This is a genomic window from Cohnella zeiphila (genome assembly GCF_014212055.1).
GTDB classification, from domain to species: Bacteria; Bacillota; Bacilli; order Paenibacillales; family Paenibacillaceae; genus Cohnella; species Cohnella zeiphila.
Genome location: NZ_JACJVO010000009.1, coordinates 230208 through 245581 on the forward strand (window position 1 = coordinate 230208; position 15374 = coordinate 245581).

A 15374-nucleotide genomic window follows, 5' to 3' on the forward strand; every position below is an offset into this window, starting at 1 on the left:
AGGAATCCAATTGGTCAAGGACTCCTCGTGGCAGGCTAAAGCTTTCCAGGCAGGCAATTACTTGTTTCTGGTTTTGCTGTCGCTGCTCTGCGTCGTTCCGCTCGTTCACGTGCTGGCGATGTCCTTCAGCAGGAGCACGGAGGTCGAGGCCGGACTTGTCGGGTTGTGGCCGGTGCATTTTACGACGGACGCCTATCGATTCGTATTGGGGAAATCGGAGTTTCTGGAGTCCATTCTGGTTACGCTGAAGCGCCTCGCGATCGGAGTACCGCTGAACCTGCTGCTGGTTACGCTGCTCGCCTATCCGCTCTCCAAAGAGGTTAAAGTGTTTCCGATGCGCACCTATTTCGCCTGGTTCGTCGTGTTCACGATGCTGTTCAACGGCGGGTTGATTCCGACCTACATGGTGGTCAAGGAAACCCATCTTCTGGATTCGATCTGGTCGCTCATCCTTCCCGGGGCGATTCCGGTGTTCCATGTCATGCTGCTGCTCAATTTCTTCCGCGGCGTTCCGAAGGAGCTGGAAGAAGCGGCGCACATGGACGGGGCGGGCCATGGGGTGACGCTGTTCCGAATCTATCTGCCGCTGTCCGTCCCCGTATTTGCGACGATCGGACTGTTCGCGATGGTCGGCCATTGGAACGCCTGGTTCGACGGCATGATCTATATGAATCACCCGAACCACTATCCGCTGCAGACGTACTTGCGCACCATCATCATCGAGCAGGATCTGACCGTGCTGAGCGCGGAAGACGCCATCTCGCAGTACCAGAACATCAATCCGCGCACGACCAGAGCCGCCCAAGTATTCCTGGGCGCGCTTCCGATTCTGCTGGCGTATCCGTTCCTGCAGAAGTATTTCATGAAAGGCATCGTGCTCGGAAGCGTCAAAGGGTAATCCCCGATGGAGGAGAGTGGTACTTGTGAACATTCATGCGGTCGCACACCGGGGATACCCCGTCAAATATCCTGAGAATACTTTGTCTGCATACCGGGCCTCCCTGGATCTGAACTTTACTTACGTCGAGCTCGACGTCCATCTGAGCAAGGACGGCGTTCCCGTCCTCATGCACGACTTTACGGTCAACCGGCTGACGGACGGAACGGGCTACATCAAGGATTTTACCCTCGAAGAACTGAAGCGGCTGCGGGTGCGCGAGACGGAGCAAATCCCGACTCTGGAGGAGGCGCTCGCCCTTTATAAAGGAAGAGCGATGGTCAGTATCGAGCTGAAGCAAGCCGGAGATATCTATCCCGGCCTCGAGGAGAAGGTCCTCGAATCGGTGCGGAGAGCGGGGATGCTGGATCAAGTCTACATCATCTCGTTCGATACGTATTCCGTCATCAAGACCCGGAAGCTGTGCCCGGACGTCGAGCTTGGCATCGTCATGAGCGGGTGCACCCCGTTCGTATTCGAGCCGATGAAGGAACTGTCGATCCGGTATCTGGCCGTTCCGGTCCACGCGCTGACGCATGCTTACGCGGACGAGTGCCTCGAACGCGGGCTTCAGCTCATCGCCTGGCCGGGGGATACGGAAGAGCAGATGCAGAAGCTTCTGCAATACCCCTCCGTGCTGGTCACGACCAACGAGCTGGAACGCTGGAGAGACTTCGTCATCCGGCATCCGGAATTGAACGGCTTGGCGCCTCATTTCAAAGCTGATAAGATCTGAAGAAAGGAGGAGTGGCCACATGCCCTTGCTGCCATCTATCAAACCGTCCCGAAAAGCTCGTATCGGTCTGTATTCCGTAGGGTTAGCCGCCTACTGGGAACAATTCCCCGGACTTCGCGAGAGGCTTCAGGCTTACGGCCGTTTCATCGAAGACAAGCTTGCCGCGTGGGCGGACGTATTCAACTACGGCTTGGTCGATACGGAACAGGAAGGCCGCCGGGCGGGGGAATGGCTGAACCGCCAGGACGTCGATCTCGTCTTCTGCCATGCGGCGACGTATTCCACCAGTTCGACGGTGCTTCCGGTCCACCAGATCCACAAGTCTCCCGTCGTCTTCCTGAATCTGCAGCCGACCGCTCGCATCAACTACGAGAAAACGACGACCGGGGAATGGCTCGCGCATTGCGGGGCTTGCCCGGTACCCGAATTCGCAAACGCATTCAATCGCGCCGGCATTCCGTTCCGCGTCGTCAACGGTTTGCTCGGGCTCGAAGAGACGCCGGCGATTTCGCTGGCGGACGAGGTCACGCACGAGCGGGAGGAAGCGAAGCGCGCTTGGACGGAGATTCGGGAGTGGGCGCTGGCCGCTTCCGTTCCGCGGACGCTGAGGCACAGCCGCTTCGGATTTCTCGGCAATACGTACAGCGGCATGTTGGATATGTACAGCGACTTCACCATGATCCAGGCCCAGACGGGGCTGCACGTGGAAGTGCTCGAGATGTGCGATCTCGACAGGCTGCTTCGCGAGGTGACGCCCGAGGAAGTGCGGCGCAAGCTGGAGGAAGTTAGAGAGATCTTCGAGATCAGCGGCGATTCGCCCTCCGATCCGATAGCGCGCAAGCCTTCCGACGAGCAGCTCGACTGGTCCTGCCGCGTCGCCGCCGCCCAAGAGAAGCTCGTGATAGAGTACGGTCTGGATGCCTTATCCTACTATTATCACGGTGCGCCTGGCGGCGAGTACGAGAAGCTGCAAGGCGGCTTCATCGTCGGCCATTCCCTGCTCACGGCCCGCGGCATTCCCTGCTCGGGAGAAGGAGATCTCAAGACGGCGGTCGCCATGAAAATCTGCGATATCCTGGGCGCCGGCGGCAGCTTCTCCGAGATCGTGGTCACCGACTACGCGGACGGGACGATCCTGCTCGGCCACGACGGACCGTTCCACATCGCGATCGCCGAAGGCAAGCCGCTGCTGAGGGGAATGGGCCTCTATCACGGCAAGCAGGGAACGGGCGTCTCGGTCGAAGCCAAAGTGGCGGCCGGGCCCGTCACCACCTTGAACGTCACGCAGACGGGCGACGGCAAGCTCAAGCTGATCAGCAGCGAAGGCGAGTCCACGAACGGTCCGATCATGCGGATCGGCAATACGCAGACGCCCGTTCGCTTCCGCGAGCATCCCGACGCCTATATGACGGGATGGTTCGCCGAAGCGCCGACGCATCATTGCGCGCTGTCCGTCGGTCATAACTCGCGGCTGTTCGAGAAGGTCGGACAGCTGCTGGGGGTCAAGCACGTCACGTTATAAGAGCTCTCGATAATGAACGCATCTCCTGCAAATGAGGAGGTGCGTTCTTTTTCGCAGGGTTACCGGATTCAGATCGTTCTGCTCCTGATTCTTCGGATGGCGGCCGCGACCCGGTCCGGACGATCCTCCTGCACGTAATGCGAGGCATCCTCCAGAATTTCGGTTTCGTGCTCCGGCAAGTGCCTCTGCCATTTGGCCAGCTGCTCGAGCGGGAAGCCGGCGCTGTCCCGGGTTCCCCACAAGATCTGGGCGGGCAAATCGGATAAGGAGGGCAGCTTCGATTCGATATCCGCGAGCCATGTTCGGGCCTTGCGAATTTGTCTGGGAAATACCCAGGTCGGAATTCTGGATTCCGGGGTCGGGAACGGAGCGGTATAAGCGTTCCGCAAACGATCGGTGACCTTGTCGGCGTGGTGGATTCCGTGCGGAACGATAACCTTGGCGAAAAAATTGCGGCGCGTTTGCAACCAATATCCGACAGGCCAGCCCCCCATGGAAAGCGAGAACAATCTCATCGGCAGAAGATCCGCGGGCCACGCCCACGTATTCATCGCGACGAGACCCTTCAGGTTCTTCCGGTTCCGCACCGCGTAATTCAGACCGATCGGGCCGCCCCAATCCTGAACGACCAATAGGAGATCCTTCAGATCCAAACGGCGGATCAGCTCCTGAACGGCTTCCGATTGCTCCTGCGGGGTGAAGCGGTAGCCGCCGGGCGCTCTGGACATTCCGAAACCGGGATAATCCGGAGCGATCAGCCGGAATTCCCCGCGAAGCTCCTTGATCACGTTCCGGTACAGATAAGACCATGTCGGGTTTCCGTGCAGAAGAAGCACCGCCGGTCCCTGTCCTTCGTCGAGATAATGAATGTAACCGTCGCGGTAAGGCAACCAGCGATCGGTGAACGGATACTCCTCCGGATCCAATGGGAACGGTCTTTCCATAGACAGTTCCTCCTCTCTTCATGCTAGCACTTTTTTGTTTTCCACCCCTCGAATTTTATCGTAATGCGACTATGGCACTTTGGTAAAGTAGTTACATTTTCTTGATATAGTTTCAGAAAATGAACTACGAGGCTTCAAGCCGTCGACGCGGATTTTCTTGGATGCGGCTGTCTCCTTTGAAATATACAACGCTTACAAGGAAGTAAACGATGGTTAAGCAAGTAAAAAGATGCGCGTTGTTCGGACATTTGCCGCCTGCCTATAATGAAAGCGTAAACAAGACGGCGCTGTGTCAAACGAAGGAGGAGGACGATGGGGACAGGAAAACCGGCTCGCGTTCGCAGGAACGGCGTTCACGGACGTCATTAGAAAAAGTAGCAACTGTCGGCAAATATTCGCTTGATCATCATTGAAGAAGAGGAGTGACACGGTGCGACCGCAATCTTACAGCATAAAAAGCCTATCCATACGCAAATTTCTTTACATCCTGCCGTTCATGATTATGCTTGGCGTCTTCGCTTACTATCCGCTATATGGATGGGTTTATGCCTTCTTCGACTATATGCCGCCGATTCCGTTGTCGGAATCGCCGTTTGTCGGATTGAAGTGGTTTCACTCCTTGGTCGAGAACCAGGTCAAGATCGATCAGCTGCTTAAGGTCATCCAGAACACGTTCGGCATGAGCGGCTTAAGCCTTCTCTTCTCCTGGCTGCCTATGATTTTCGCCATTTTCCTGACCGAGATCAAAGCCGTCCGCTTCCGGAAGTTCATCCAGACGGTGACCACCCTTCCGAACTTTATCAGCTGGGTGCTGGTCTATTCGCTGGCCTTCTCCATGTTCTCCAGCGAAGGGATCGTCAACGGCATGCTGAAGCAGCTGGGACTGGCCGATTCCCCGATCCTGTTCCTCCAAAGCTCCGACCATGTGTGGCTTACCATGTGGATGTGGACCACCTGGAAGGCGTTGGGCTGGTCGGCCATCCTGTATATCGCGGCGATCATGGGAATCGACGATTCTCTATACGAAGCAGCCCATGTCGACGGCGCGACAAGAATGCAGGTGATCCGGCATGTCGTCCTGCCGAGCATGCTTCCGACGTATTTCGTGCTGCTGATGCTGCAAATCGCGAGCTTCCTGAACAATGGATTGGAGCAGTACTTCGTCTTCCAGAATGCGTTCAACAAGGATCATATCCAGGTTCTGGACTTGTACGTGTACAACCTGGCCATGGGAGGCGGCAGCTATTCCGTATCCGTCGCGATCAGCATGCTGAAGAGCTTGATCAGCGTCGTGCTTCTCTTTTCGGTGAACGGACTATCCAAATTGTTAAGAGGAGAGAGCATCGTATGAGCGACAGCGCAGCCGAGTTGATTCCGCATGAGCCGGAACGCCAAGCGGATAGGAAAGTCAAATATCAGGCCGGCGCCGCGGACAAATTCATTACGGTTTTGATCTATATCTTGTTTTCCCTGTTCGCTTTTGTCTGCGTTTACCCTTTTTACTCGATCATCATCAATACCATCAGCGCCAACGATATCAGCGCCAGAGGCGAAGTGGTGTTTTACCCTAAGCATATTCAATTCCAGAACTACGTGGATGTCTTTAAAATACCGGGGCTGGGGACCGCGGCGCTCGTCTCCCTGGGAAGAACGGTGATCGGAACGGCTCTGACGGTAGGGGCATCGGCTTTCCTGGGCTTTATGTTTTCCCAAGAGGACATGTGGGGGCGGAAGTTCTGGTACCGGTTTACGGTGATCACGATGTTCTTTAATGCCGGAATTATTCCCTGGTATTTGACCATGAGATCGCTGCACCTGACCAACAATTTCCTGGCTTACATTCTGCCGACGGTCGTCGCTCCTTTCTTCATCATTCTGGTGAAAACGTTCGTGGAATCGACTCCGAAAGAGCTGCAGCAGGCGGCCAGCATCGACGGGGCCGGGATCATGACCATCTTCTTTAGGGTCATGCTGCCCATATGCAAGCCGATCTTGGCGACGGTCGCCATCTTCGCGGCCGTGGACCAATGGAACTCGTTCCAGGATACGCTGCTGCTCGTGACGGACAGCAAGCTCTACAGCCTGCAGTTTATTCTATACAACTATATTAATCAGGCCAGTTCCTTGTCGACCATGGTCAACCTGCAAAACGCCGGCTCGACGGCCATGACCAGCCTGGCGACCAAGCAGACGACGACGTCCATTCGAATGACGGTGACCATTATCGTCGTGGCGCCCATCTTGCTCATTTATCCGATTTTCCAGAGGTTCTTCGTCAAAGGGATTATGATTGGCGCCGTTAAAGGTTGAGCCGCGCCATTATAATACATCAACCAAATGTGAGGGGTTACACATGAGCAAACGAAGGAAAGCCGTAAAGAAGTCGATGACGGTCTCATTGGCCGGTCTGTTCCTGGTGACGGCCGCATTAACCGGATGCAGCAGCGGTTCCAAGAATACGCCGGCCTCCGGCGAACCGTCCGGTTCGGGTTCTAGCGCAGGCGCCTCCCAGGCGGCAGGCGCGATCGATCACAGCAAGCCGATTACCGTCACCGTGTTCGACAATGCGGCCAATTACCAAGGGGAGCAGACCGGCTGGTACGGCAAGCTGGTCAAGGACAAGTTCAATATCACGCTAAATATCCTCGCTCCGCAGGTGGCCGGCGATCAGCTGTACAAGACGAGGACGGCGGCGGGCGACCTGGGGGATCTTCTGATCGTCGATAACAGCCAGTTGGAAGAATTGATTCCGGCGGGACTCGTCATGGATCTTACCGATAAGATCAAGAATACGAAGTACTTGTCCCAATACGTGGACAACCACTTCAAGCCGTTCAACGCGGGCTTCGACAAGGTGAATCCGGAGGGCAAGATTTACGGTTTGCCGACCTTTGAAGCCGATACCTCGCCCACGACCTTCTCGGAGGAGATCCCGTATTCGAGCCCGATCATGCCTTGGGATTATTACAAGGGAGTCGGGGCCCCGAAGCTGAACAATCTGAACGACCTGCTGAACGTCCTGAAGCAAATGCATGAGAAGTATCCGAAGACGCCGGACGGCAAGCCGATCGTTCCGATTACCTTGTGGAAAGATTGGGACGGCGGCAGCATGGAGAACGTGCGCTGGCTCAGCAACTGGTACGGCTACGAGCAGCCGGACGGAACCACGACCATCCAGTTGAACGCGAAGGGCGACATCGTTCCGCTTATCGACGACAACAGCATGTACAAGAAAATTCTGCAATTCTATTTCGACGCCAATCAGATGGGGCTGGTCGATCCCGACTCGCCGACCCAGGATTGGAACAAAGTGTCGGAGAAGCTGACCAACAAGCAGGTTCTTCTCTTGTGGTACTCCTGGGAGAGAGGCTTCTACAATTCGATCGAGAGAGGCAAGAACGGGGACGGCAACGTGGCGGTTCCGATCGCCGACACCCACATCATTCAGAGCAGCGACGCTTATTACGGCAACGGAAGAGTGTTCGCGATCGGTTCGAAGGCGAAGAATACCGACCGCATCATGGAATTCATGGACTGGCTCTCCTCGCCGGAAGGTCTGCGCTACTACGTAAACGGCTTCGAGGGCTTCAACTACGAGAAGACGGCGGACGGCAAGTTCAAGCTGACGGAAGTCGGTCAGACGGCCTTCCAGAACAATACGCCCGTCCCGGAGGAGTACGGCGGCGGCGGATACCAGGACGGACAAAGCAAGATCAACAGCATGATCATGAGCGATTTTACCTTCGATCCGGACACCAAGGAATTTTACAACAGCAACTACTGGAAAGCGACGATCGATGCGAATCAGACGGCTTTGACGACGGATTGGCAAAAAACCTTTAACGCTACGAACGCAACGGATTACTACACCAAGAACAAGATGATCGATATCGTGCCCAATATCAACACGAGTCTCGGGACCGATTCCTCGGATATCAAGAATAAACGCAGCCAGATCTCGGACTATGTGAAGAACACATCCTGGAAAATGGTATTCGCGAAAAATCAAGCGGAGTTCGATCAACTGTGGGCCAAGATGCAGAAGGACGTAGAAGGCCTCGGCTGGAAGGACGTCCTGGCCGCGGACACCGTCAAGGCTCAGAAGATCGTGAAGATGCGTGCCGATGCCTTAGCTACTAAGTAAAATAATGTATTGCTCCAGGAGGGGGATGGGTCCAACCGTATCCCCCTCCGATTTTATTCCATAGGACGATGAAGGGGAGACCTGCGATGTTGAGAGTCGTTAAGGTGGAGAACGGGACGGTGCAAGGACTGCCGGCAGCCGACCCCCGGATTACGAGCTTCAAAGGAATTCCGTTCGCCGCACCGCCCATAGGCGACAACCGCTGGCGCGCCCCGCAGCCTGCTTCGGATTGGGAAGGCGTGCTTAAAGCGTACGAATTCGCGCCGGTTCCGATGCAGGTCCGGCAGGAGATCGACGTTAACAATATCTATACCCGGGAATGGGCCGTAGAGCCGGACATCGCCATGGACGAGGACTGCCTTTATCTGAATGTATGGACTCCCGCCAACCGTGCGGATGAGAAGCTGCCGGTATTCGTATGGTATTTTGGCGGAGGCCTCCAGGTCGGCCATACGGCCGAAATGGAGTTCGACGGCGAACGAATCGCCAGACGAGGCATCGTCGTGGTTACGGTCAGTTACCGTCTGAACGTCTTCGGGTTCCTCTGCCACCCCGAGATTACCGCGGAATCGCCGGAAGCTCCGGCCAACTTCGGTCACCTCGACCAACAATTCGCGACGAGATGGGTCAAGCGCAATATCGCGGCTTTCGGCGGCGATCCGGACAGCATGACCATCGGCGGTCAATCCGCGGGCGGCGGCAGCGTCATGAACCAGCTCGCTTCGCCGCAAAACGAGGGACTTTTTCAGCGGGCCATCGTTCAAAGCGGAGTATTCGCGAGGCTTTACCCGGGAAGCCGCTCTCCCCGATTTCTGCGCGATTTGGCGGAAGCGGAACGGGACGGCGTCCGATTCTTCGAATCTCTTGGCGCGTCCTCGCTCTCGGAAGCCCGGAAGCTGGACGCCGTATATGTCCGCGATAAATACCTGGAGTCCAAAGGGTTCTGGGGCACCGTTGCCGATCGCAAGTTCAATGCAGGGGACCCCTTCGAATCTTTCGTTCAGAACAAACGCTGGCCGGTCCCCGTCCTGTTCGGCCATACGTCATCCGAATTTATCAGCGTTCCGGAAGCCGGTACGCTTGAAGATTTCAAGAGCATGGCGGCCGACCTGTTCGGCGACGATGCCCAAGAGTTCCTCCGCATATGCGAGGCGGAATCAGGCAGCCTGGACGAGGCGATTCAAAAGGCTTCGGCGAACGGCATTGAATACGCGATTCGGATTGCCGGGCAGGCGAATTCCGAAACGGGCGCCCGGCTCCCGCTATACTATTACAATTTCGATGCGGAAATCCCGGGCTGGGATCACCCCGGAACCTTCCATTCGGTGGATCTCTGGTTCTTCTTCGAGACCCTTGCCAAATGCTGGAGGCCGTTCGTCGGCAAGCATTACGATCTGGCCCGCCGGATGTGCGACTACTGGGCAAACTTCATCCGCGGCGGCGATCCGAACGGATTGGATTCGACCGGAGAGGAACTGCCGAGATGGGAGCCCTATACGTCCGAAGAGCCGTACGGCATGCGATTCGCGGATCAAGCCGAGTTTGCCGCAGAGCAGCCGAATGAGATGATGAGGTTCCTCGTGAAGCAATATTTTAAGAAGAACAAGCCAAACCCGGAAGATTAAATCCGAAAGGGGAGATCGGGCATGAAGCTGGAAAACGGACCCTATTCGTTAAGCTTTCGCGACGGAGGAGTCGAGGTTCTTAAAAACGGCCGTCCTCTCTACTTTAACAAGCGGCCGTTGTATGTGACAGTGAAGACCGTTTCCGCTATCAGCGAGTTTTATGACGGCGTATACTCCGGCCTCCATGCGTCCGGAGATACCGTCAGGGCCGAGGGCATCCTGACCGTGCCTTCGGGCTCTGCCTTTTCCTTCGCGGACGTCTACGAAGCCGCCGGCGACGGGTTCAAGGTAAGCCGGAATGTCAAGGTGCTGAAGTCGGGAGACGATCTCGGCTTCTCCACCAAGGTCTCGTTGACGATGGCGGATTCGGACCAGGTTCGCGACTACAACTGCTTTGCGCCCGGCGTTTGGTACAAGCAGAATGAATTCGCGCCCGACGATGCGTTCGGCAAAGACCCGGACAACGAATATTTCTGGAGGATGGAGACCCGCTATGCCCTGCCGCTGTTCGCGATGCAGCATATCGCATCGGGTGAGACGGCGGCGCTGTCGCGTTGGGCCGCGGATGCAACCCTGCCGTCGACGGACATCGCGAGATCGGAAAATATCACGGATCCGAAGTGCACCATCGGGGCCATCGGCATGAGCAAGCCGGAGAAGATGACGCTTAATTACCTGTACTACGGCTTTGCGGTGCGCAAACCGTTCGAAGCGGAGATCGACGGCCTGTCCATCGATTATGTGTATCCGGGCTGCGACGGGCAGATGCCCGGCAGCAACCGGTACGGGGGGCTCGATTACCGCTCGAAATCGAAAACGTTTCAGCGCATCAACCATCCGGTGAAGATCGGCTTTGAACAAAATTACGCCGTCGCCCTCCATTTCGGGCATTACGGCAGCTTTCAATCCATGATGCGGGAAGTCTGGCGGGTCAACTATGCCCGGCTGCGCGACAGGCTGTTCGAAGTGGATAACGAGCGTCATTACCGCAACGGCATGGAAATCCTGAACCGATATACGCGGCAGTACGGCGATTCGTTCGGATTGCCTTTCGCCTGCCAGCTCCCCGACATGGATATTTCTTCCGTCTCTTTCCAGTTCGGCTTCGTCGGCCAGCAGCCCGGAATCGGCTATCAGCTGCTTCGCTACGGCGACAAGGAGCAGGTGTCCGAAGCCTACGAGAAGGGCGTGAACGTCATCGATTTCTGGGTGAGAGCGGCCATGACCGAGTCCGGCCTGCCGCAGATGTGCTACAATCCCAATATCAAGGGATTTGAGCCGTATCCCCACTATATCCGGATGCTGGCCGACGGGATCGAAGCCATCCTGGACGCTTACCTCTATATGCGGAGGAAGGGCGACGAGCGGCCGGACTGGTTGGCGTTCTGCCGCAAGACCGCCGATTGGCTGGTAAGCGTTCAGAACGAGGACGGCAGCTTCTATCGTGCTTACGACGCCGACAGCTCCGTTCGCATGAAGTCGAAATCCAATACGCCCAGCGTCATCCGGTTCCTGGTGCAGTTCTATCTCGTGTCCTTCGACGAAAGATACAAAGCCGCTGCGATCAAAGCCGGCGAATGGTCCTTCCATAACAATTACCGGAACATGGAGTACCGAGGCGGCACCTGCGACAATTCGGACATCCAGGATAAAGAAGCCGGTATCTACGCTCTGTTCGGCTTCCTCGCCCTGTACGATCTGACCGGCGAGCCCAAATGGCTCGAAGGCGCGATCGGGGCCGCGGACTATACCGAGACGTGGACCTATGCCTGGACGTTTCCCGTCCGCACCCTCTGGCCCAAGCATCCCTTTAACAAGTATTCCATCAGCGGGCAGAGCATCATTACGATCGGCGGCGGCGCCGACGTATATATGGCCGCTTGTTCCTATACCTATTACAGGTTATATGTCATTACGGGCGACGAGCATTATCTTGACTTCGCCGAGTTTATCCATAAGAATACCCGCCAGTCCACCGATGCGGACGGCAGCATCGGGTACGTCATGCCCGGCTTGGGGCATGAGAGCGGCAATTTCACGAGCCAAACGCTGCAAAGCCACTACCATTGGCTGCCCTGGTGCACTTATGTGGAAGTCGACCCTTCTTCAAGGCTGTACGACACCTTTGGCGGCTACGAGATCGCGGACGCTCAAAAGCTCAGTCCGGAGGAGCGCGCGAAGAGAAACCGGATCTATGAGACCTTCGGAAGCGAAGCTCCGTGAATCAAGCCGGAACCGAGAAGAGAGGAGCTTGGGAAATGAAGAAACAAGGCGTCAACCCTTATCTTCCGTCCTGGGAATACGTTCCCGATGGCGAACCCCATGTATTTAACGGCAGGGTTTATGTGTATGGCTCGCACGACCGGTTTAACGGTCATGCTTACTGCCTCAACGATTATGTCTGCTGGTCGTCGTCCGTCGAGAATCCGGCAGACTGGCGCTATGAAGGTGTGATTTACAAGAAGACGGACGATCCTCTGAATCCGGACGGCAGCATGTGCCTCTATGCGCCGGACGTTACGGTCGGTCCCGACGGCCGGTACTATCTGTATTACGTGCTCGACAAAGTGCCGGTCGTGTCGGTCGCGGTCTGCGATACGCCGGCGGGCAAGTACGAGTTCCACGGTTACGTCCGGTATGCCGACGGCACGCGTCTGGGAGAGAAAGACGGAGACGAGCCGCAATTCGATCCGGGGGTTCTGACGGAAGGAGATCGGACGTATCTGTACACCGGCTTCTCCGCGGTTGGCGACCGATCCCGGCACGGCGCCATGGCGACGGTGCTCGGTCCGGATATGCTCACGGTTGTCGAACAACCGGTATTCGTCGTGCCGAGCGAGCCGTTCAGCCGGGGGAGCGGCTTTGAAGGGCACGAATTTTTCGAGGCCCCATCCATACGGAAGAAAGGAGATACGTATTATCTGATTTACTCCTCCGTCGTCATGCACGAGCTATGCTACGCGACCAGCCTCTCGCCGACCCGGGACTTCGTCTATCAAGGCGTTATCGTCAGCAATAACGATCTTCACATCGATTCGTACAAGCCGGCCAGCAAGCCGATGTATTACGGCGGCAATAATCACGGCAGCATCGTGGAGATGAACGGCAAATGGTATGTTTTCTACCATCGGCACACGAACGGGACGAATTTCAGCCGGCAGGGCTGCCTCGAGCCGATCGAATTCCGGGCGGACGGCACGATTGTCCAGGCGGAGATGACCTCATGCGGTCCGAACGGAGGACCGCTCGAAGGCCGGGGAGAATACCCCGCTTACCTTGCCTGCAACCTGATATGCCGAGACGAGGCGCTTTATACGGGCGCCCCCGGCGAATGGATGGACAGCCGCTTCCCGAAAATAACCCAAGACGGAAAAGACGGGGACGAGGAAGCCGGCTATATCGCCAACATGAGGGACTCCGCGACGGCAGGCTTCAAGTATTTCCGCTGCGAAGGTGTCCGGAGAATCAAAATCAAGGTGCGCGGCTATTGCCGCGGCGCCTTCGAGGTCAAAACATCCTGGGACGGTCCCGTTCTCGGAAAGATCCCCGTTGATTTTACGAACGAATGGAAAGAATATACAACCGATCTCGTCATTCCGGACGGCATTCATGCGTTATACTTTACCTATACCGGCACGGGAGGAGCCAATCTGGCATCGTTCGCTTTGGAAGAGGGAGATGGCTGATGAAAAGCGGAAAACCTCGATCGATTTTGGCTTTAGGCACGGTTATATTGCTTACTGCGGCGCTGGCGGCATGCAGAGGCAACAACGGCGATAATAGCGGCGCTGGCGGCAATGCGGAATCGAGCGAGTCGGCCGCCGATCCGTCCGGAAGCGGGAGTACGACGGAAACGGCGGATCCGTTAGGCAAGTACGACCCGCCGATTGAGATCACGACCGTGCGCAACCTAAGCGATGTCGTCGAGAACAACGTCCTGGGCGTGCTGAAGGACGAGACGTTAGAGGATAACCGTTGGTCCCGGCTGTACGAAGATAAGCTTGGCATCAAGATCAAGTACAACTGGGTCATCGAAGGCGACGAGAACTCGGACCAATATTTGCAGAAGATGAACGTGACGCTGGCTTCCGGGGACCTCCCCGATGTCATTCCCGTTAACGCCACCCAGCTTAAGCAGCTTGCCGACTCCGGTCAAATTGAGGACATGACGGCCTTATACGACAAATATGCTTCTCCGTTACTCAAAAATATCCTTTCGGAAGAGGGATCCGGACCTTTCGACGCAGCGACGTTCGACGGCAAGCTGATGGCCATCCCCCAGATAGGGTCATCCATCGAGCAGGCGCAGTTTGTCTGGATCCGCACGGACTGGCTGGACAAACTAGGTCTGAAGCCGCCGAAGACGATGAACGATGTCCTGGCGATTTCCAAGGCGTTCGCGGAGAAAGACCCGGACGGCAACAACAAGAAAGACACCTACGGACTTGCCGTCACGAAGGACCTGTGGGGAGGATCGATGGGACTCGAAGGCTTTATGGCCGGCTACGGGGCGTACCCGAACATCTGGCTGGAAGACTCATCGGGCAAGCTTGAGTACGGAAGCGTTCAACCGGAAATGAAGAAAGGCCTTCAAGCTCTGCAAGCGATGTACAAAAATGGAGAGCTGGATCAAGAGTTCGGCGTCAAGGAAGGCACCAAGATAGCCGAGGTCATCTCAAACGGCAAGATCGGAATGGAGTTCGGCCAGCAATGGAATTCCATATGGCCGCTGCAGCTCAACAAAAACAACGATCCGGACGCGCAATGGCAAGCGTTTCCGATCGTCTCGGAATCCGGAGCTCCGGCGAAAATACCGCTTAAGTTCAGCACGACGAAGTTCTTCGCCGTTCGCAAGGGCGCCGCGCATCCGGAGGCGGTCATTAAGCTGTTCAATATGCACGTCGAGAAAAACTGGGGAGAGACCCAGGAGAACGAATACTATTACGCGCCGCAGGACGCGGAGAGCGTATGGCAGCTTTCTACGGTCCAGCCGGCGCCGCCCAAGAAGAATCTGGAACTGTTCAGAACGCTGGAAGAAGTTCGCAAGACGGGGGACAAGTCGAAGCTGACGGGAGAAGCGAAGGCGATTCAGCAGAAGCTGGATGCGTACGCGTCCGGCTCGAAGGAAGGTTTCGCCCTGTGGGGTTGGGAGCGCATCTACGGGCCCGAAGGGGCGGAGAGCGTCGTCGATCAGTACGACAAAGGCAATCAGTTCATTTACGATAAATTCGAGGGAGCGCCGACCGCAACGATGGTGGAACGGCAATCGACGCTTGAGAAAATGCAAAACGAAGTGTTCGTCAAGATCATCCTGGGCGCGCCGATCGACGAGTTCGACAAGTTCGTGGAGGATTGGAACAAGCTCGGCGGCGAGCAGATCACGCAGGAAGTCAACGACTATTACGCATCCATGAAAAAGTGACCGCAAGGAATTTCCGGCAGAGGACGGGACTGTCTCCCCACCTC

The 15374-nt window shown here is 56.4% G+C and carries 12 protein-coding genes; 11 read left to right on the forward strand and 1 reads right to left on the reverse strand.

Annotated elements, in window-relative coordinates; genetic code table 11:
- Positions 1-10: 10 nt before the first annotated feature.
- The 3 genes from H7C18_RS08250 to H7C18_RS08260 are packed head-to-tail and all read left to right on the forward strand — an operon-like array spanning position 11 to position 3195.
- Entirely contained in the window at positions 11-898 is an 888-nt protein-coding gene (locus H7C18_RS08250; RefSeq protein WP_185128547.1) for a carbohydrate ABC transporter permease, read from the forward strand.
- Between the two features lie 25 nt (positions 899-923).
- Complete coding sequence (locus H7C18_RS08255) at positions 924-1673, forward strand: glycerophosphodiester phosphodiesterase family protein (RefSeq protein WP_185128548.1); 750 nt, start codon at positions 924-926, stop codon at positions 1671-1673.
- A gap of 19 nt (positions 1674-1692) precedes the next feature.
- Positions 1693-3195: an L-fucose/L-arabinose isomerase family protein gene (locus H7C18_RS08260; RefSeq protein WP_185128549.1), complete on the forward strand. Its 1503-nt coding sequence runs from the start codon at positions 1693-1695 to the stop codon at positions 3193-3195.
- 68 nt (positions 3196-3263) lie between these two features.
- Here H7C18_RS08260 and H7C18_RS08265 read toward each other — a convergent pair whose 3' ends face one another.
- Positions 3264-4139, reverse strand: a complete 876-nt coding sequence (locus H7C18_RS08265) for an alpha/beta fold hydrolase (protein ID WP_185128550.1) — start codon at positions 4137-4139, stop codon at positions 3264-3266.
- Between the two features lie 209 nt (positions 4140-4348).
- Between H7C18_RS08265 and H7C18_RS08270 the strand changes: the two genes are divergently transcribed.
- From H7C18_RS08270 to H7C18_RS08305, 8 genes are all read left to right on the forward strand, one after another.
- Entirely contained in the window at positions 4349-4552 is a 204-nt protein-coding gene (locus H7C18_RS08270; RefSeq protein WP_185128551.1) for a hypothetical protein, read from the forward strand.
- A 17-nt stretch (positions 4553-4569) separates the two neighbouring features.
- Positions 4570-5490 (forward strand): ABC transporter permease subunit, encoded by a 921-nt coding sequence (locus H7C18_RS08275; protein ID WP_337913131.1) that lies wholly within the window; start codon positions 4570-4572, stop codon positions 5488-5490.
- Positions 5487-6449, forward strand: coding sequence for a carbohydrate ABC transporter permease (locus tag H7C18_RS08280; RefSeq protein ID WP_185128552.1), 963 nt, complete (start codon positions 5487-5489; stop codon positions 6447-6449). Before H7C18_RS08275 ends, H7C18_RS08280 begins: the two co-directional genes overlap by 4 nt.
- 43 nt (positions 6450-6492) lie before the next feature.
- Positions 6493-8283 carry a type 2 periplasmic-binding domain-containing protein gene (locus H7C18_RS08285; protein WP_185128553.1) on the forward strand — a complete coding sequence of 597 codons (1791 nt, stop codon included), beginning with the start codon at positions 6493-6495 and terminating at the stop codon, positions 8281-8283.
- 86 nt (positions 8284-8369) lie between these two features.
- On the forward strand, positions 8370-9908 hold the full coding sequence (locus H7C18_RS08290) for a carboxylesterase/lipase family protein (protein ID WP_185128554.1): 1539 nt from the start codon (positions 8370-8372) through the stop codon (positions 9906-9908).
- 21 nt (positions 9909-9929) lie between these two features.
- The gene (locus tag H7C18_RS08295) at positions 9930-12131 is read left to right on the forward strand and encodes a glycoside hydrolase family protein (RefSeq protein WP_185128555.1); all 2202 of its coding nucleotides are present in this window, start codon (positions 9930-9932) and stop codon (positions 12129-12131) included.
- A 35-nt stretch (positions 12132-12166) separates the two neighbouring features.
- The gene (locus H7C18_RS08300) at positions 12167-13594 is read left to right on the forward strand and encodes a family 43 glycosylhydrolase (RefSeq protein ID WP_185128556.1); all 1428 of its coding nucleotides are present in this window, start codon (positions 12167-12169) and stop codon (positions 13592-13594) included.
- Positions 13594-15330, forward strand: coding sequence for an extracellular solute-binding protein (locus tag H7C18_RS08305; RefSeq protein ID WP_185128557.1), 1737 nt, complete (start codon positions 13594-13596; stop codon positions 15328-15330). Before H7C18_RS08300 ends, H7C18_RS08305 begins: the two co-directional genes overlap by 1 nt.
- The last annotated feature ends 44 nt before the right edge of the window (positions 15331-15374 follow it).

Coding starts and splice junctions, on each gene's coding strand:
- H7C18_RS08260 (WP_185128549.1), top strand. CDS start 1,693: ATGCCCTTGCTGCCATCTATCAAACCGTCCCGAAAAGCTCGTATCGGT.
- H7C18_RS08265 (WP_185128550.1), bottom strand. CDS start 4,139: ATGGAAAGACCGTTCCCATTGGATCCGGAGGAGTATCCGTTCACCGAT.
- H7C18_RS08270 (WP_185128551.1), top strand. CDS start 4,349: ATGGTTAAGCAAGTAAAAAGATGCGCGTTGTTCGGACATTTGCCGCCT.
- H7C18_RS08280 (WP_185128552.1), top strand. CDS start 5,487: ATGAGCGACAGCGCAGCCGAGTTGATTCCGCATGAGCCGGAACGCCAA.
- H7C18_RS08285 (WP_185128553.1), top strand. CDS start 6,493: ATGAGCAAACGAAGGAAAGCCGTAAAGAAGTCGATGACGGTCTCATTG.
- H7C18_RS08290 (WP_185128554.1), top strand. CDS start 8,370: ATGTTGAGAGTCGTTAAGGTGGAGAACGGGACGGTGCAAGGACTGCCG.
- H7C18_RS08295 (WP_185128555.1), top strand. CDS start 9,930: ATGAAGCTGGAAAACGGACCCTATTCGTTAAGCTTTCGCGACGGAGGA.
- H7C18_RS08300 (WP_185128556.1), top strand. CDS start 12,167: ATGAAGAAACAAGGCGTCAACCCTTATCTTCCGTCCTGGGAATACGTT.
- H7C18_RS08305 (WP_185128557.1), top strand. CDS start 13,594: ATGAAAAGCGGAAAACCTCGATCGATTTTGGCTTTAGGCACGGTTATA.